Raw genomic sequence first — 16,200 nt, 5'->3', positions numbered from 1 at the left:
CGTGACCCTCAATGCAAGGTTCAGAGAGAAAATCATCCAACAGAGTTGATGACACAAGAACGAAGGGCCGATGACACACGATGGTCAACGTCCGGCGCTTTGTCAGTAGCCAGAAGGCCGGAGCGTGCCCCGGCCTCCTGTTCGCGGCAACGCCTCAGTGGGCGTCTTCCATTTCCTTTTCGGGCTCGGGCGCCTTGGCGGCTTGGAGCTCCTGGACGGCCTTTTCCGGATCGGCCGGGAAGGCGTCGTCGGTGACGTTGCCTTCGAGCAGGTCGATCGCGTATTTCAGCTGCACGTCGTCCTCGGTCTCGCGCGGCACATAAGCGACCGAGCCGGAACCCTCGTCGGTTTCCGCATCGCCCTGGATATGGCCGCGCAGCGCGGATTCGCCTTCCGGACGGATCAGGCCCTCGAGGTCTTCCGGCAGCACCTGCTCGACGACGATGTCGGGGCTGATGCCGGTGCCCTGGATCGAGGTGCCCGACGGCGTGTAATAGAGCGCCGTGGTCAGCCGCAGCGAGCCTTCCGAGCCGAGCGGTACGATGGTCTGGACCGAACCCTTGCCGAAGGTGCGGGTGCCGACGAGCGTTGCCCGCTTCAGGTCCTGCAGCGCGCCGGCGACGATTTCGGACGCCGATGCCGAACCGCCATTGACGAGCACCACCAGCGGCTTGCCGTCGGTGAGATCGCCGGGGCCGGCGTCGAAGCGGCGGGTCTCGCTGGAATTGCGGCCACGGGTGGAAACGACTTCGCCTTCGTCAAGGAAAGTATCGGCCACGGCGACGGCCTGATTGAGGAAGCCGCCCGGGTTGAGACGGAGGTCGAGAATATAGCCCTTCAGCTTGTCTTCCGGCACTTCCTTCTTGATCTCGTCAATCGCCTCGACCAGGCTTTCGTCCAGCTTCTCGTTCATGAAGGTGGTGAGGCGAATATAGCCGATATCGTCGTTTTCGACGCGCCATTTGACCGACTGCACCGGAATCACCCCGCGCACGATCGTCATCTCGATCGGCTTGGCCACGCCGTCGCGCAGAATGGTGATGTCGATCGGTTCGCCGACCTCGCCGCGCATGCGGTCGACCGCATCGTTGAGCGAAAGGCCGCGCACGCTTTCGCCGTCGATCTCGACGATCTTGTCGCCGGCCAGCACGCCGGCATTGGAGGCGGGCGTATCATCGATGGGCGCGACGACCTTGACGACGTCATCCTCCATCGTCACCTCAATGCCGAGCCCGCCGAATTCGCCCTTCGACTGGTCGCGCATCTCTTCGGATTCTTCCGCCGTCATATAGCTCGAATGCGGGTCGAGCCCGCTCAGCATGCCGTTGATCGCATCCTGGATCATCTTCTGTTCGTCGGGCGGCGAAACATACTGGCTGCGCACCCGCTCGAACACGTCGCCGAACAGCGACATTTCGCGGTAGGTCGAATCGTCGCCGGCCGCGCGCGCCGGTATATCGGCCGAAACCAGAATGCCGGTCGCCGCTGCGCCCAGTGCGGCGCCTGCCAGCAGAAGCGTTGCCCTACGTATCATTGCGTGCCTTTCCATCAATATTGTCCACCCACCAGGGTTGAGAATCGACCGGCTTCCCATTGTGTCGGAACTCAATGTAGAGTGTCGGCCTGTCCGTTTCCAGCGCCATTGTCGCGGCGCTCGCGATCCGTCTTGTGCCCATTTCGGCCAGCGGCTCGCCGGAGAATATGAAATCGCCCTGGCGAACCTTGAGATCCTCCATGCCGGTCATGACGACATGGTATCCGTCGCCGACATTGAGAATGACCATCTCTCCGTAACTTCTGAAGCGCCCGGCGTAAACCACCGTCGCGTCGGCGGGGGCGCTGACGAGCGCGCCCGGTCGCGCCGCAATGGTCATTCCGGTCGCCGTATGGCCCGTTCCGTCCGGATCGCCGTAGCGGCGGAGGATTTCACCCGAAACCGGCAGGATCAGACGGCCTTTCAGATCAGAGAATGGATATGCAGGCGTAATGCGGTTTTTATCGGGCGTGGAAGAAAGCGCGCGCTGACGCGCCTCGATCTGCTGCGCCTCGGTCAACTGCCTGCGTTTCTCGGCCTCCTGGCGCGCCAGAAGGGCGGCGTTGCGGGCGGAGGTGATTTCGGTTTCGAGACTTGCGATCAGGCCGTTGAGGTCGGTCGCGCGCGCGGCCAGCAGTTCGGCCTGGCGGCGCTCGGCTTCGAGCTGCTCCGCGCTGGTTTCCCGGGATCTCTCGTTTTCGGCGATCAACAGGTCCATGCGCCGTCTTTCCTCGGCAAGGCTGTCGAGATCGGCCGCAAGCCCGTCGCGGGCCTGCTGCTGTTCGGCCTTGACCGTCCGCAGCGATGTCAGGTCGGCGAGCACGGTCTCCATCCTCGCCCGCATTTCCGGCACCACGCCGTTCAGCAGGATGGCGCTTCGGACCGAATCGAGCGCATCGCCGGGGGCGACCAGAAGGGCCGGCGGCGGATCGCGGCCCATGCGCTGAAGCGCTGCGAGCACATCGGCCAGCACATCGCGCTCGGCATTGAGCGAGGCTTTCAGCGCCTCCTCCTGGTCGGAAAGTTCGGTAAGCCGGGTTTCGGCCGCGGCAATCTGTTCCTCCAGCCCGCGCCGACGCTCGGCCGAGGCCACGAGCGCCTCCTTCAGGCTTGCGGTATCGCCGGCAAGGGCGTCGATCTCGGCCGTAAGCGAGGCGATCTTTTCCTTCGAAAGCGCGATCGAGTTTTCGATCTGGTCGAGCTCGACCGCCTTTTCGGAACGCTCGTTTGAAAGCCTGTCGACCAGTTCGGCCGATCCGGCGGTCGGCTCCTGCGCGACGGCGAGCGCGGCCCAGGCGGCGATGCCGCAGGCGAGGATGATCCGCAATGATCTGATTGCCGCCATGTCCGTTTCCGCGCGAGGAAAAGTGGATTTAGATCGCGGACAGATTAACGAAATAACAAGATCACCAGAACACACAAAATTTTGATGGTTCCCGCCAGGGGTCAGGCGCGGTGATAGGGGTGGCCGGAAAGCAGGGTCACGGCGCGGTAGAGCTGCTCGGCAAGCAAGATGCGCACGATCTGGTGCGGCCAAGTCATCGCGCCGAAATTGATGATGAGATCGGCGCGGTCGGAAAGCGCCGGATCAAGCCCGTCGGCGCCGCCGATCGCGAACATCATCTCGCGCTTGCCGGCATCGCGGTATTTCTCGATCTGGGCTGCAAAGCCAACGCTGTCGAAGGACTTGCCGGTCTCGTCAAGCAGCACCAGCACGGTATCGCCGGAGATCGCGGCCTCAAGCGCCGCCGCCTCCTCCCGCTTGCGGGTTGCGGCGTTGCCGGCGCGGCTCTCATTGACCTCGGTGACCTTCGAGAAGTCGAGCCCCTGCGCCTTGCCGGTCTTCTTCAGCCGGTCGAGATAACGGGCGACAAGCTCCTTCTCCGGGCCGGATTTCAGGCGGCCGACCGCGAAATGCCGATCTGCATATGCTTTTCTTTCGGCCCGCAACAACCGCGTCGCGCAGTGCGTCCTGCACCGCGCGGTCCGTTGGGGCAGTTCACGCCGGCTCTTGGCAGCTTGCTGCTAGTGCAGGCGCGCCTCGTTCATTTCAGGCGCCGACCACATCTTCTCGATATTGTAGAATTCGCGGACTTCCGGCCGGAACACATGGACGATCACGTCGCCGGTGTCGATCAGCACCCAGTCTCCGGACTCCTGGCCCTCGACCTTGGGCGTGCCGGCGCCCGACTGTTTGATGTCCTTGACCAGATGGTCGCAAATCGCCATGACGTGACGGTTCGAGCGCCCGGAGACAACCACCATATGGTCGCCGAGAGCCGATTTTCCGCGAATGTCGATGGTCACAATATCTTCTGCCTTCGAATCCTCGAGGCTGGCGAGGACGGTGGCAAGAGCCTCATCGGCGGCATAGGCGTCGCTTCTGCTGCTCTGCGGCGCGGTATCCGCGCCCTTCGCGTGCAATGTTGTCAGGGTTCTTCCTTTCATCCGGACCAAGCACGAATGCGACTCGTCACTCCGGCGGGCCGCTGGCTATAAAGGTGATGCCAAAGGTCGCCTGTTGCAAGGGTTTTCCTGCGCAAATTTGAGCGGCGACGTCAGGGGAGGATCCGGAAGGCAACTGCCGCGGCGTCGTCGCTGACCTTGTAGCGCGGGAATTTCTCGCCTTCGGGATCGTCGATGCGCTCGATTTGGCGCAGGCGTTCAAGAAGCGGTGAGAGCCCGTCGCGGAAGGCCGCGTCGATCAGGCCGGCGGGGGAAAACGCGTCGTAGTTGTCGCAAAGGGCGGCAAAGCCATCCGAGCACAGCAGGCCGCGCACCGGCGCTTTCAGGCCGCAATCTTCCCGGACGATATGGTCCGCCGCCGCCGGCACGAGGCCAAGGGTGAAAACATGTCCATCCGGCGTGTTCTGGCGGGCGCGGCCGGCGCGCAGCATCGCCACGGTCTCGGCATCGCCGGCGATATCGGCGGCGCCCTTGAAGCCGCCGATGCGTTCGAGATGGGCGCGGGCGGCGGCGATTTCCTTCTCGCGATTACCCTTCAGCGCCGTGGTGTCGAACACATGGCCGACCGCGTCCTCAAGAAACAGCCGGCAATCGCCGAGCCCGTATGAAACCAGGCGGTCGCCCTCGATCCGCAACATCTGGAAGGCGGCGGCGGGCCACATGTAGCGCGGCAGGTCGTCGGAGCCGGCGGCGGTAAAATAGAGGTCTTGCGCCGAGGCGTTGATCGCGGCGACGGTCTCGGCAACGGGCTCGTCTCCTGCGGCGGCGAACATTCGCGCCGCATGGGCCGCAAGCCAGGCGGCGTCGCCTTCGGGCATTATTTCCCGCTCGCCGATGCCGGTCGCGCCGTCGATGACGAAGACCGCATTTTCGTTCCAGCCATAGCGGTCGTCGCTCGCCCCGCCGGGCTTGCCGGGATCGGTGATGTCGGCGACGATCTCCAGCTTCATCTTCTGTTTTCCTGTCTGAGCGCGGTCGAGGAAACGGCGGAGCGCGGGCCGTGGATGAAGGTCCAGGCCGGCGGCTCCATCCGCGGCAGCGCTCTCGCCGTGCGCTCGGGCACGCGGGCCCTGTCGAGCGTGCGCGCCGCCTTGGACGAAAGATAGGTCAGCGTCGCCCCCGGCCGGTCGATGACGGCAATCGGCACGGTCGCCGCGATCCGCCGCCATTCCTGCCAGCGGTGAAAATCGCCGAGATTGTCGGCGCCCATGATCCAGACGAAGTGCACCGCCGGGTTGCGGCGGATGATGTGGCGAATGGTGCGGGCGGTATAGGCCGTGCCAAGCGTCCTTTCGATCGCCGTTACCCGGATGCGCGGATCGCGCGCCATGGTGTCCGAAAGCGCCAGCCGCTCGGCGAGCGGGGCGAGGCCATTACCGCTTTTCAGCGGATTGCCGGGCGTGACCAGCCACCAGAGCTGGTCGAGGCCGAGCCGCTGAAGCGCGAGCTTGGCCACCAGAAGATGGCCCTCATGCGGCGGATTGAACGAGCCGCCGAACAGCCCGACCGTCATGCCGGGCTGCAAAGGCGGCATGACGAGGTGGCGGCGCGCGATCTCCGACAAGCCTCAGGCCCGCGTCTGGCCGCTGCCGCGCACCAGATATTTGAACGAGGTGAGCTGTTCGACGCCGACCGGCCCGCGCGCATGCATCTTCCCGGTGGCAATCCCGATCTCTGCGCCCATGCCGAACTCGCCGCCATCGGCGAACTGGGTCGAGGCATTGTGCAGCAGGATTGCGGAATCGATCTCGTTGAAGAAGCGGGCGACGACCTCCGGGTCCTCGGCGATCACGGCCTCCGTGTGATGCGAGGAATATTTTCCTATGTGTTCGATCGCCCCGGAGATGCCGTCCACCAGCTTCACCGCGATGATCGCGTCGAGATATTCGGTCGTCCAGTCGTCTTCGCTGGCCTCGTCGCGGCCCCGGGCATAGTCGATCATGTCGTGGTCGACGCGCACCAGGCAGCCTTTGGCCTCCAGCGCCTCGATCAGCGGGGTGGCGAATTTCTCGGCGGCCGCGCGGTCGATCAGTAGCGTCTCGGCCGCCCCGCAAATGCCGGTGCGGCGCATCTTGGCGTTGACCACGATCTCGCGCGCCATGTCGAGGTCGGCGGATTTGTCGACATAGATATGGCAGAGCCCTTCCAGATGGGCGAAGACCGGCACGCGCGCCTCCGACTGCACGCGCGCGACGAGGCTCTTGCCCCCGCGCGGCACGATCACGTCGATATTGCCGGAAAGGCCGGTGAGCATTTCGCCGACGGCGGCGCGGTCAGTGGTCGGCACGATCTGGATCGCGTCCTCCGGCAGGCCGGCCTTTTTCAGGCCGGCGGTAAGCGCTGCATGGATCGCGCCGGAGGATTGCGCCGAATCCGAGCCGCCGCGCAGGATCACGGCGTTGCCGGCCTTCAGGCACAGCGCGCCGGCATCCGCCGTCACATTGGGGCGGCTTTCATAGATCACGCCAATCACGCCGAGCGGTGTGCGCACGCGCTCGATCTTCAGCCCGTTGGGCCGCTTCCAGGCGGCGATCACATCGCCGACCGGATCGGCGAGCGCGGCAATCGCGCGGATGCCGTCGGCCATCGCGTTGATCCGGTCCGGGTTCAGCTCCAGCCGGTCGATGAAGGAGCCGGCCACACCGTTTTCCTTCGCGCGGGCGACATCTTGCCGGTTGGCCGCAAGAATGGCGTCGCGGTTCGCCTCGATCGCATCGGCCATGGCGGCAAGTGCTGCGTTCTTGGTTTCCGTTGGCGCAATCGCGAGCGCGGCTGCTGCCTTGCGGGCGCGGCGGCCGAGATCGGCCATTGTGGTCTTCACATCCTGAACCTGATCAAGCATGGGCTGATCCTTCCCGTTTTACGGCCGACATTACGAGGTCGTCGCGATGCACCATCGCGGCGCGGGCGGGATAGCCCAGGATCGCCTCGATGCTGGCACTCTTCTCACCTGCGATCATCCGGGCTTCGTCGCTGTCATAGCCTGAAAGCCCGCGGGCGATCTCGCCGCCCTTTGCGTTGACGATGGCGACAGTGTCGCCGCGCGAAAAGTGCCCGTCAACCGCAGTGACGCCGGCGGCGAGCAGGCTGTTGCCGCGCTTTAAGGCCGCGACCGCGCCGTCATCGATATGGATCGTGCCGGCGGGCAGAAGTTGGCCGGCGATCCAGGTCTTGCGGGCGCTGACGGGCGCGCGCGCGGCATGGAAGATCGAATGGCGCGCGCCGTCCGCGATCGCCTGCAAAGGATGATCGATCTTGCCCGACGCGATGATCATGGCGCAGCCGGAGGCGGTCGCGATCTTGCCGGCCTCGACCTTGGTGCGCATGCCGCCGCGCGACAGCTCGGAGGCGGCTCCGCCCGCCATCGCCTCGATCTCCGGCGTGATCGCCTCGATTTCCGCGAGGAAACGGGCATCGGGGTCCAGATGCGGCGGGGCGGTGTAGAGCCCGTCAATGTCGGACAGCAGCACCAGAAGATCGGCCCCGATCATGGTGGCGACGCGGGCGGCCAGCCGGTCATTGTCGCCATAGCGGATCTCGCTGGTGGCGATCGTGTCGTTCTCGTTGATGATCGGCACGGCGCCGAGCTTCAGCAATTGCCGGAGCGTGGCGCGGGCGTTGAGATATTGCCTGCGCTCCTCGGTATTCTGCAGCGTCAGCAGGATCTGCCCGGCGATGATGCCATGCGTTTTAAGGCTTTCCGTCCATGCGCCGGCAAGGCCGATCTGGCCAACGGCGGCCGCGGCCTGCGCCTCTTCCAGCTTCAACGCACCCGATGGCGCGCCAAGCACGGTGCGTCCGAGCGCGATCGCGCCGGAGGACACCACGAGCACCTCGACGCCGGCCGCTTTGAGCCCGGCGATATCGGCGGACAATTTTTCAAGCCAGCCGCGCTTCAGGCCCGTGCGGCCATCCACCAGCAGCGCCGAACCGATCTTGATGACGATGCGGCGATAATGGGCAAGCGTACGCCCGCTCATGTCAGGGCTCCCATTTGTCGTGGCGGCCCTTGTCCTCGGCAGGTTCGGGGGCCGCAAGCCCGAGGCGGGCCTCCTCGGCGCGGATAATGGCGGCAAGCTCGCGCTGCACCTCGGTCATGCCGATCTGGGCAACCGCGGAAATGGCGCGCACCGGCCCGCCGCAGGCTTGTTCCAGCGCCGCCTTCTTTTCCGCAAGCGTGTCGGGGTCGAGGATATCGACCTGCGACAGCGCGACGATTTCCTGCTTTGCGCCAAGCTCGGCGTCATAGGCTTCGAGCTCCTTGCGCACGGTCCGATAGGCGCCGGCGACATCCTCCTCGAGGCTTGAGACCAGATGCAGCAGCACGCGGGTGCGCTCGACATGGCCGAGGAAGCGGTCGCCGATGCCGACGCCCTCATGCGCGCCTTCGATAAGGCCCGGAATGTCGGCAAGGATGAACTCGCGCCCGTCAATGCTGGCAACGCCGAGATTGGGGTGCAGCGTGGTGAACGGGTAATTGGCGATCTTCGGCCGCGCCCTTGTGACGGTCGCAAGGAAGGTCGACTTGCCAGCATTCGGCAGGCCCACGAGCCCGGCATCGGCGATCAGCTTCAACCGGAGCCAGATCGTCTTTTCCTCGCCTTCAAGGCCGGGATTGGCCCAGCGCGGGGCCTGGTTGGTCGCGGATTTGAAATGGGCATTGCCGAAGCCGCCATTGCCGCCGGCGGCCAGCCGGTAACGCTCGCCTTCGCGCGTCAGGTCGCAGATCAGCGTTTCCTTGTCTTCCTCGAACACCTGGGTGCCGACGGGAACCTTGAGCGTCACGCTCTCGCCCTTGGCGCCGGTGCGGTTGCGGCCCATGCCGTGGCCGCCGGTCGCGCCCTTGAAATGCTGCTGGTAGCGGAAATCGATCAGCGTGTTGAGCCCGTTGACGGCCTCGACCCAGACATCGCCGCCGCGTCCGCCATCGCCGCCATCCGGGCCGCCGAACTCGATGAACTTCTCGCGGTGAAACGACACCGAGCCCGCCCCGCCATCGCCGGAGCGGATATAGACCTTTGCCTCATCGAGAAATTTCATCGTTCCGTCGCTTCAGTTTGAGTGATTGCCGCATCGATATAGGCCATGCGGGCGAAGGTCAAAGATTATCGTGAAAAAGCCCGTCGCGGGATGTCCGGTTCGACGCCGACGCCGACGCCGACGTTTTAGCGTCATCAATCAACCGGATGGAAGCTTATGAGCGGTGGATGGCAATAGCGATGTTCGAACCGGCGGTCTTGCTTCAGTCTTTCATAAATGAGCTCCAGGCCGATGGAAACAATGCTGCCCCCCAAAGGATGCCGTTCGTCATTCCATCTGCCGTCGAAGCTTTCATTGTAAATCAGGGGCATGATGACCCTGCCATCCATGGTGGTTCGCCCGCCCGGATAAAGCATGACGATCATGTCGGGGTCTGAAGGGTGGCGCTCGAAGAGAACCATGTGGCTTGTTCGGGCCACAAGATCCCCTTCCGAGTTCCAGATGGCCTTCTCGAAGAAAAACCGCCGGTACAACGGTATGATCGAAGCATGCCCTATCATATAGCCGTTGGGCAACACGATGCATGTCGAGCGTCCGAGCATCGTCAGCAGCAATATGCAGCAGGCCATGACGGAAACGGCCAGCACGGCCTGTCGCTTGGCCGACATCACGGTGCAAGACGCCTGCATGAAGAAAGTTTACCGCCGCTTGTCAAAATATCGGCTCGCGCTGCGTTCAATCGAAACCCGCCCTCTAAAGTTGCCCTTCCATTGGTCGATAATAGCATAGGGCGTGGCCAGAAAAACTTCTGTCGGCATGAAGTCCAGGAAATCCTGATAGAAGCGGTTGCTGTCCCTCAATGCAGATTCAGTCATTTCCAGAATAAGGGTAACAAGCGTCCGGTTGCCGTTGCCAAGTCGGGCAGAAACGTGGCCGGCAATCTCAGCGGCGTCGTGCAATCCGCCCGCGATAGCATCAACAATAATGGTTGCCGCTTCGTTCAACAGTTCATAATAACTCCCGGCATCATATGGATCGCGAAAAACATCAGCCAGTTCAAACGCGATGGCGCCTCGAAGTTCGAGCATATCGGCTTCTTTGCGACAGCTTCCATTGACCCTTCCACGGATTGTCGTGGTTCCAACACTGAAAACAATCTGTTGCATTTCGTAGTTGCCGTCGAATTCGTAGCTGAAATTCCCCTCTCTCGCAGAGCGTGCAGCATCAGCGATCTGACCAGGTAAACGCTTTGGGTCGTCGATAGCCTCCTGCCGAAACCGATTGACGATTTCGGACAGATATCCCGTTTCGCGTACCGCTAGTGGCTCCCCGTTTCCTCTGAAGTACCAATTGATGAACTGCCACCACCGCCATTGATTGGCGGCGTCCGAAATGCCGGATAGTTCAGTATCGAAATATTCTCCCGCAGATACATCATAGGGTTCGGCCCAGCAGCGACAGCCATAGGCTTCGCCCGGGTTACCCGTCGCTGGCGGGTTGTTGAAGGCGTAGATATTGCCGTTATTCGCCCGGTGCGAGGGGCGAACCCGGTCATCTTCTTGCGTGCGCCAGATATAGTGCGTTGTCGAATGCTCTTCCGCCTTTCCCTCAAGCCGGATCGCGGTTCCGTAGCGAAGATATTGCTCGAAGGCCAACCGGTAGGCGCGGCTGTTTCTGATTGCCGGTTCTTCATATCGCATGGCCATGCCGGTGTCCTTTCAGGTTGAACAACGGCAATGAGAATAATGCGGGTGCGGAGGGGAGAGGAAAAGGGTGGGCGGTTGCGGGCCGGTGGCAAGCAAAAGGCCGGGCCGCAGAAACGGCCCGGCCAGACATCAGAACCGGTATGGCGTGAACAGCGCCGGCGTCAGCGCGGTGGTGATCTCCTGGGTCATCCTTCCGCGGCTGACCGACCAGATTTCGCGCTGGCCGGTGATCTTGGAACCGAGCCGTTGCAATACCCTGAGCGAGGCCGGGTTGTCGGAGAACGCGCCGGAATGGAGCGTTTCTCCTGTGGCTTCGAAAAACCGCTCCGTCAGCCCCGATACCGCCTCGCTCATGAAGCCGCGCCCCCAATAGTAGCGCCCGAGCCAGTAGCCGAGATGATAGCCGCCCTGCCGCCGCTCGATCGAGACAAGCCCGATCGCGACGCCGTCGCCCGGCTGGGTGATCGCCACCGGCCAGCTGTCGTCGTTTCCCACATGGCTCAGCCACTCGACCGCGTCTTCCAGCGTGTAGGGGGACGGCACGCGGGCGAGCATTCTTGTGATCTCCGGATCGGCCAGCAGGCCCGCGATCCGCTCCGCATCCAGGGCTCGGACCGGCCGCAGCCTCAGCCGTTGGGTGTCGATGATGGGGCAGGCGCCGAGCATCTCGGCCGCCGCGCTCATCGTTGACCTCCCCAGCTCTTCAGCGACATCCAGTTGCGCCGGTCGAGCCGGTACCATTCGACCGAGACCGTGCTGCCGACGGCCAGCGACTGCACCATGCCGGGGCCCTGGAACTGGAAGCCGCACTTGTGCAGCACCCGCCGCGACCGCTCATTGACGACCCGGCAACGGGCATCGATGTGGTCGACCTCGTTGCGGGTGCGGAAGATCATGTCGATCAGCACCTGGACGGCTTCGGTGGTGTAGCCACGGCCCCAATAGGGCTCGCCCAGCCAGTAGCCGATCTCGACGATATCCTCCTCATACGGGATGTTCTCGATACCGCAGCAACCGAGGAATTCACCGTTGTCGGCCTTGGTGATGGCATAGACGCAATTGCCGATCGCGCCCTCTTTGGTTCGCTCCACGAAATTGGCGGCATCTGTTGCAGTGTAGGGATGCGGCATGCGCGACACCATGGTCGCGATTTTTTCGTTGTTGGCGAGATGGGCAATGGCGTCAATGTCATCTTCGTGCGGGGCTCTCAAAACGAGCCTTTGCGAAAGAAGAACGGGGCAATCCCGCCTTTGTTGATCGGGCCGCAGCCGCTCTCTGGAAAGCCGGGATTGGCTCTCCCTTTGTAGATCCCTTTGCATTTTTCAGGTCCTTTCCTGGTTTTGAAACGAAAGAAGGGAAGATGGTGGCGTCCCATCTTCCCTTCTCTTTTCAAAATCCAGGTCCGGTAACCTGAAAATCTAAGCCGGGTCGATGAGACGCCGGCTAATTTTTAAGCGGTACCGGCTTTATTCCGCTGCTTCTGCCTGTTTCGGGGCCACGGACACATACATGCGGCCATTGGCGCGCGCGCGGAATGTCACGTTGCCTTCAATCTTCGCGAAAATGGTGTGGTCCTTGCCCATGCCGACATTGTCGCCGGGATGCCACTTGGTGCCGCGCTGACGAATGATGATGTTGCCCGGAATGACGTTCTCGCCACCGAACTTCTTCACGCCAAGGCGCTTGGATTCAGAATCGCGACCGTTACGCGACGAACCGCCAGCTTTTTTGTGTGCCATTGGAGTTCTCCTTTAAACCTTCGAAATCTGCTCTATCGATCAGCCGGCGACGATGTCGGTGATCTTGACGACCGTGTGATGCTGGCGATGGCCGCGCGAACGCTTGGAGTTCTGGCGACGACGCTTCTTGAAGGCGATGACCTTCTTGCCGCGGGTCTGCTCGACAACTTCCGCCTTGACGAGCGCGCCCTTGACGAAAGGAGCGCCGATCGTGGCGTCGGCGCCTTCGCCGACCATCAGCACTTCAGCAAATTCAATCTTCGCGCCGGCATCGCCATCGAGCTTTTCGATGGTGATCACATCCTCGGCGTTGACGCGGTACTGTTTACCGCCGGTCTTGATGACTGCGAACATATTTTGACCTTTCATGTTCTCGCCCGGTTCTGCCCGTCAAATGCGCGCGACCGTCTTTTTGTCAGTCTGGTTAAAGCAGGGATTTCAAAGAGAAATTCTTTTCAAAACCCGGTCTGCCGGTGAAATGCGGGCAAGCCCGCAACAATGCATGCGCCAAAACGACACACGCGTCCGGAAGCGTGCATACGCGAGCCGCGCGCTGAAGTCAATAAACCCGGGCGCAAACCGTGCATTTTCGCGCCGGCAAATTTGCCGCCTCTCTGGCGCTTCAAAACGGCTGCGTCGCGCAAGGGAGGCCGCGCGCTTCATCCGCGATCAAGCGCCGGGCCTTCGCTGCGGATGCCCGGCGCAGCGCCATGCCTCGAACATCAAAAAAACCATCGCGTTCACTCTTGCAAGACAAGCCTTTGCCCGCTAAGAGACACCCCGCGTTCAAACGCAGACCACGGCACTTTATGGAGAGGTGGCAGAGTGGTCGAATGCACCGCACTCGAAATGCGGCATACGGGCAACCGTATCGAGGGTTCGAATCCCTCCCTCTCCGCCATAAAAATCTTTTAAATTCATATACTTGTCGGGCACGCAACGCCGGCCTCAACTTGTGCGGCCGCCAGAGTCCTGCGTGAGAATGATCGAGGGCCACGCTTGCGGCACTTTCCTCTCACGGATCATCATCTGGCGACGACATCAGGATTTTGAATTGCCTGAGCAGTTTTGCGGTTTTTGGAATCCCTGCCTTCGCCAAACTGTCGATATAATCTTCGTAGACAAGCGGCGGAGCGCCATAGTGCGTGAAATCCCGGCGCACCGCATCCACGAATTCTTCCGGAGCAAGTTCGAAAGCGTCCACGAGAAAGTCGTCGGGATGTTTCGTGTGCAATCGGTAGGCGGTGATAGCGTCTTCCGGAAAGTCCTTCTCGTTGAAGGTGACGATGACATTGGCGCGGGTGACAATGGCCGCTGCCAGGACATGCCGGTCATCTTCATCAGGCAGTGCAAGGGCCGGAATCAGGTCCTCATACCCTTCGACGAGGCAATCGGGCACGGCAGCGTTCATGAGAGCACGCGTCCTATCCAGATCTTCCGGCTTCAGATCCTGCCGGTTCTTGAGCAGATTCCTGATCCACTCTTCGTGGATATCGTCCGACCATCGCGCGCGGAAGATTTTCGTCTGGGCGACATAAAGCACGAGGCTGCGAAGTCGCGCTCCATAGAAGACGTTCGCGTCGATAAAGGCCGTGAATGTCGATATCATTCAAGGCCCAAACGTTGTGCTTCCTCGTTCAGATCATCGAGTGCCTTCAGTTGGTCAGACTTGCAGGCCTTCTCATAAGCAACGAGGTCGCCAAAGCGTATGCGTCGATGACTTCCAACCTTGCGGAAGGTGAGCTTGCCTTCCTTAAGTTGGCGCACGAGATAGGGACGCGACACATTGAGAAAATCGGCCGCTTGTTGTGTCGTCAGTTCCGCCTCATGCGGAATGAGCGAGACCGGCGTTCTGTTGGCCATAGCTTCCAGGATTTCGTAGATCATTGCCACAGCGCGCGCGGGCAGCGGGACGATAATTTTCGTGTCGTCTGCGCCGTCTACCGTGATCTTGATATCTTCCTCTGCCCTGGCAACTGCCTTCATCCTGTCGGCAGCGCTTCGTGCGATAACCGCTTCCGCTTCATCAGCTATAAACGGCTCTTGTGTCTGGTCGATAAGGGCAAGCATTTGAGCCTCCTTGAGGTTCACTGGTGCGCCTATGTTATAGCAAACGAGAGCTAACGCGTCACCATCATTCGAAATAAACGAAATAAGTGAAACAAACGAAATTGCAAGGGTGCTCGAGCATCTGTCACTGGTGCCTTGCGCGTATAATTGACGGCCTCTTCCTGGCCATGTTTCAGTCAGGTAACCGACCTCTCTCTGCGGCATCGACACAAAGCGAAAAGTGTTACCCATGTCTCCGGTACAAAACCTCGCCTATGTCTCGGATCGCTCACCCTTTCAATTCAGCTGCTTATTGACTACGGGAAGCCAGCCTCAACTTGTGCGGCCGTCAGAGTCTTGTGTGGGAATGATCGAGGGCCACGCTCGCGGCACTTTCCTGTCGCCGAGGGGCGTGTCGGCATCTCCCGGCGGCGGCGGGGAAACATCGCGAGGCCTTCAGCTGCGAAATTCCCCTAACACAATGATACTTAAAGAAGTTCTATGAATCGGGCGGAAAACAACGCGATCGCTCCGAATTGACTCTTTACAGCCTCCGATAAAACAGCAATGATCCAATTGGTATTCTAATGGTATTGTTGAAGGGCTGGTTTTTGGCGCGTCTATCACTCAAGGGTATCGTCAAGCGCTTCAAGGAAACGGAAGTGCTGCACGGGATCGATCTGGAGATCGGGGATCGTGAACTCATCATCTTTGTCGGACCCTCCGGCTGCGGAAAGTCGACGCTGCTGCGGTTGATCGCGGGCCTCGATCCGATTACCGACGGCACGCTTTCGATCAATGACAAGGTCATGAATGACGTGGCTCCGTCGAAGCGCGGGGCCGCCATGGTGTTTCAATCCTATGCGCTTTATCCGCATATGGATGTCTACGAGAACATGGCGTTCGGCGCACGGCTGATGGGGCTTTCGAAGGATGAGATCGCCTCGCGCATTGCCGAAGTCACCCGGATGCTGCGGCTTGAGGACTATCTGAAACGCAAGCCGCGCCAGCTTTCGGGCGGGCAGCGCCAGCGCGTGGCCATTGCCCGCGCCATGGTGCGCAAGCCTGACGTTTTTCTGCTCGATGAACCGCTTTCCAATCTCGATGCCGCCCTTCGCGCCGACGTGCGCCTCGAGATCGCGCGCCTGCACCGCGATATCGGCGGCACGATGATCTATGTGACCCATGACCAGGTCGAGGCGATGACGCTGGCCGACCGGATCGTGGTGATGAACAATGGCTATATCGAACAGGTGGGCAGCCCCCGCGAACTGTTCGAAACGCCGGCCAACACCTTTGTGGCGACGTTCATCGGGTCGCCGAAGATGTCGCTTCTCGATGTCGACAGCACTGCTGGGAAACTTGCGATAGCAGGCACCGGCGCGATACGGGCCCCGGCCGGCATCGCGGAGGGCGCGCTCACCATCGGCGCACGCCCGGACGGCCTTTCCGTCGTGGCGGGACACGTCGACGAAGGCTTTGCCGGCTCGGTGATCTATACCGAATATCTCGGCGACGATTCATATGTTTACGTTCGGCTGACAAGCGGCGAGCAGGTCACCATCAGGGTGCCGCCGACCGTCTTCTTCGATGCCGACGACGATGTCACCGTGCAGGCGCAGGCAGATGCGCTTCACGTCTTTGACAGGGCGAGCGGCCAGCGTGTTTGATAACGGCTTTACCGCTTGTCATCGGTAATTCAGGGGAACGGAACAAAAGGAGCAAT

19 protein-coding genes and 1 tRNA gene are annotated in these 16,200 nt (G+C 61.7%); 3 read left to right on the top strand and 17 right to left on the bottom strand.

The genetic code is table 11. The annotated features are described in order from the left end of the window. Positions 1-154: 154 nt before the first annotated feature. The 15 genes from V6766_RS12125 to rplU all read right to left on the bottom strand — a co-directional run bounded on the left by V6766_RS12125 (position 155) and on the right by rplU (position 12,779). The gene (locus tag V6766_RS12125) at positions 155-1,534 is read right to left on the bottom strand and encodes a S41 family peptidase (RefSeq protein WP_448466734.1); all 1,380 of its coding nucleotides are present in this window, start codon (positions 1,532-1,534) and stop codon (positions 155-157) included. After that, positions 1,524-2,879 carry a murein hydrolase activator EnvC family protein gene (locus tag V6766_RS12120; RefSeq protein ID WP_448466732.1) on the bottom strand — a complete coding sequence of 452 codons (1,356 nt, stop codon included), beginning with the start codon at positions 2,877-2,879 and terminating at the stop codon, positions 1,524-1,526. Before V6766_RS12120 ends, V6766_RS12125 begins: the two co-directional genes overlap by 11 nt. 101 nt (positions 2,880-2,980) lie before the next feature. After that, positions 2,981-3,484 carry a 23S rRNA (pseudouridine(1915)-N(3))-methyltransferase RlmH gene (rlmH, locus tag V6766_RS12115; protein ID WP_448466730.1) on the bottom strand — a complete coding sequence of 168 codons (504 nt, stop codon included), beginning with the start codon at positions 3,482-3,484 and terminating at the stop codon, positions 2,981-2,983. Between the two features lie 75 nt (positions 3,485-3,559). Continuing rightward, the gene (rsfS, locus tag V6766_RS12110) at positions 3,560-3,982 is read right to left on the bottom strand and encodes a ribosome silencing factor (RefSeq protein WP_033411395.1); all 423 of its coding nucleotides are present in this window, start codon (positions 3,980-3,982) and stop codon (positions 3,560-3,562) included. Between the two features lie 110 nt (positions 3,983-4,092). Further along, positions 4,093-4,950 (bottom strand): hypothetical protein, encoded by an 858-nt coding sequence (locus V6766_RS12105; protein WP_448466728.1) that lies wholly within the window; start codon positions 4,948-4,950, stop codon positions 4,093-4,095. Beyond that, on the bottom strand, positions 4,947-5,534 hold the full coding sequence (locus tag V6766_RS12100) for a nicotinate-nucleotide adenylyltransferase (RefSeq protein WP_448466755.1): 588 nt from the start codon (positions 5,532-5,534) through the stop codon (positions 4,947-4,949). The genes V6766_RS12105 and V6766_RS12100 overlap by 4 nt, the downstream gene beginning before the upstream one ends. Before the next feature lie 33 nt (positions 5,535-5,567). Continuing rightward, positions 5,568-6,842 carry a glutamate-5-semialdehyde dehydrogenase gene (locus V6766_RS12095; protein WP_448466726.1) on the bottom strand — a complete coding sequence of 425 codons (1,275 nt, stop codon included), beginning with the start codon at positions 6,840-6,842 and terminating at the stop codon, positions 5,568-5,570. Further along, entirely contained in the window at positions 6,835-7,980 is a 1,146-nt protein-coding gene (gene proB, locus V6766_RS12090; protein WP_448466724.1) for a glutamate 5-kinase, read from the bottom strand. The genes V6766_RS12095 and proB overlap by 8 nt, the downstream gene beginning before the upstream one ends. A gap of 1 nt (position 7,981) precedes the next feature. Continuing rightward, positions 7,982-9,040, bottom strand: a complete 1,059-nt coding sequence (gene obgE / locus V6766_RS12085) for a GTPase ObgE (protein ID WP_448466722.1) — start codon at positions 9,038-9,040, stop codon at positions 7,982-7,984. Positions 9,041-9,174: 134 nt separating this feature from the next. Next, a complete protein-coding gene (locus V6766_RS12080) occupies positions 9,175-9,651 on the bottom strand; it encodes a hypothetical protein (RefSeq protein ID WP_448466720.1) in 477 nt (158 codons plus the stop codon). Positions 9,652-9,678: 27 nt separating this feature from the next. Continuing rightward, entirely contained in the window at positions 9,679-10,686 is a 1,008-nt protein-coding gene (locus V6766_RS12075) for a minor capsid protein (RefSeq protein WP_448466718.1), read from the bottom strand. 129 nt (positions 10,687-10,815) lie between these two features. Then, complete coding sequence (locus V6766_RS12070) at positions 10,816-11,370, bottom strand: GNAT family N-acetyltransferase (RefSeq protein ID WP_448466716.1); 555 nt, start codon at positions 11,368-11,370, stop codon at positions 10,816-10,818. Continuing rightward, positions 11,367-12,005, bottom strand: a complete 639-nt coding sequence (locus V6766_RS12065) for a GNAT family N-acetyltransferase (RefSeq protein ID WP_448466714.1) — start codon at positions 12,003-12,005, stop codon at positions 11,367-11,369. The genes V6766_RS12070 and V6766_RS12065 overlap by 4 nt, the downstream gene beginning before the upstream one ends. 147 nt (positions 12,006-12,152) lie before the next feature. Beyond that, positions 12,153-12,425 (bottom strand): 50S ribosomal protein L27, encoded by a 273-nt coding sequence (gene rpmA, locus V6766_RS12060; protein ID WP_024706188.1) that lies wholly within the window; start codon positions 12,423-12,425, stop codon positions 12,153-12,155. Positions 12,426-12,464: 39 nt separating this feature from the next. Continuing rightward, positions 12,465-12,779, bottom strand: a complete 315-nt coding sequence (gene rplU, locus V6766_RS12055; RefSeq protein ID WP_448432474.1) for a 50S ribosomal protein L21 — start codon at positions 12,777-12,779, stop codon at positions 12,465-12,467. Positions 12,780-12,819: 40 nt separating this feature from the next. On the opposite strand from rplU, the gene V6766_RS12050 reads away from it, so the two are divergent. Beyond that, positions 12,820-13,197: a hypothetical protein gene (locus V6766_RS12050; RefSeq protein ID WP_448466712.1), complete on the top strand. Its 378-nt coding sequence runs from the start codon at positions 12,820-12,822 to the stop codon at positions 13,195-13,197. A 39-nt stretch (positions 13,198-13,236) separates the two neighbouring features. After that, positions 13,237-13,326: transfer RNA gene (locus V6766_RS12045), tRNA-Ser, on the top strand. A 114-nt stretch (positions 13,327-13,440) separates the two neighbouring features. Here V6766_RS12045 and V6766_RS12040 read toward each other — a convergent pair. After that, positions 13,441-14,034: a PIN domain-containing protein gene (locus V6766_RS12040; protein ID WP_448466710.1), complete on the bottom strand. Its 594-nt coding sequence runs from the start codon at positions 14,032-14,034 to the stop codon at positions 13,441-13,443. Then, positions 14,031-14,495, bottom strand: coding sequence for an excisionase family DNA-binding protein (locus V6766_RS12035; protein WP_448466708.1), 465 nt, complete (start codon positions 14,493-14,495; stop codon positions 14,031-14,033). The genes V6766_RS12040 and V6766_RS12035 overlap by 4 nt, the downstream gene beginning before the upstream one ends. Positions 14,496-15,085: 590 nt before the next feature. Between V6766_RS12035 and V6766_RS12030 the strand changes: the two genes are divergently transcribed. Further along, entirely contained in the window at positions 15,086-16,144 is a 1,059-nt protein-coding gene (locus V6766_RS12030) for an ABC transporter ATP-binding protein (protein WP_448466706.1), read from the top strand. The last annotated feature ends 56 nt before the right edge of the window (positions 16,145-16,200 follow it).

The sequence above is a fragment of the Martelella sp. AMO21009 genome, assembly GCF_053484295.1.
The sequence above is the reverse complement of the archived record's forward strand: the minus strand, read 5'-3'. Positions and strand labels throughout refer to the sequence as shown.

Excerpts from the sequence above, each read along its gene's own strand:
- obgE (WP_448466722.1), bottom strand. The coding sequence starts at position 9,040 with ATGAAATTTCTCGATGAGGCAAAGGTCTATATCCGCTCCGGCGATGGC.
- V6766_RS12075 (WP_448466718.1), bottom strand. The coding sequence starts at position 10,686 with ATGGCCATGCGATATGAAGAACCGGCAATCAGAAACAGCCGCGCCTAC.
- rpmA (WP_024706188.1), bottom strand. The coding sequence starts at position 12,425 with ATGGCACACAAAAAAGCTGGCGGTTCGTCGCGTAACGGTCGCGATTCT.
- V6766_RS12070 (WP_448466716.1), bottom strand. The coding sequence starts at position 11,370 with ATGAGCGCGGCGGCCGAGATGCTCGGCGCCTGCCCCATCATCGACACC.
- rsfS (WP_033411395.1), bottom strand. The coding sequence starts at position 3,982 with ATGAAAGGAAGAACCCTGACAACATTGCACGCGAAGGGCGCGGATACC.
- V6766_RS12100 (WP_448466755.1), bottom strand. The coding sequence starts at position 5,534 with ATGCCGCCTTTGCAGCCCGGCATGACGGTCGGGCTGTTCGGCGGCTCG.
- V6766_RS12040 (WP_448466710.1), bottom strand. The coding sequence starts at position 14,034 with ATGATATCGACATTCACGGCCTTTATCGACGCGAACGTCTTCTATGGA.
- V6766_RS12050 (WP_448466712.1), top strand. The coding sequence starts at position 12,820 with ATGCGCGCGACCGTCTTTTTGTCAGTCTGGTTAAAGCAGGGATTTCAA.
- V6766_RS12095 (WP_448466726.1), bottom strand. The coding sequence starts at position 6,842 with ATGCTTGATCAGGTTCAGGATGTGAAGACCACAATGGCCGATCTCGGC.
- V6766_RS12035 (WP_448466708.1), bottom strand. The coding sequence starts at position 14,495 with ATGCTTGCCCTTATCGACCAGACACAAGAGCCGTTTATAGCTGATGAA.
- V6766_RS12105 (WP_448466728.1), bottom strand. The coding sequence starts at position 4,950 with ATGAAGCTGGAGATCGTCGCCGACATCACCGATCCCGGCAAGCCCGGC.
- V6766_RS12125 (WP_448466734.1), bottom strand. The coding sequence starts at position 1,534 with ATGATACGTAGGGCAACGCTTCTGCTGGCAGGCGCCGCACTGGGCGCA.
- V6766_RS12065 (WP_448466714.1), bottom strand. The coding sequence starts at position 12,005 with ATGCAAAGGGATCTACAAAGGGAGAGCCAATCCCGGCTTTCCAGAGAG.
- proB (WP_448466724.1), bottom strand. The coding sequence starts at position 7,980 with ATGAGCGGGCGTACGCTTGCCCATTATCGCCGCATCGTCATCAAGATC.
- rplU (WP_448432474.1), bottom strand. The coding sequence starts at position 12,779 with ATGTTCGCAGTCATCAAGACCGGCGGTAAACAGTACCGCGTCAACGCC.
- V6766_RS12120 (WP_448466732.1), bottom strand. The coding sequence starts at position 2,879 with ATGGCGGCAATCAGATCATTGCGGATCATCCTCGCCTGCGGCATCGCC.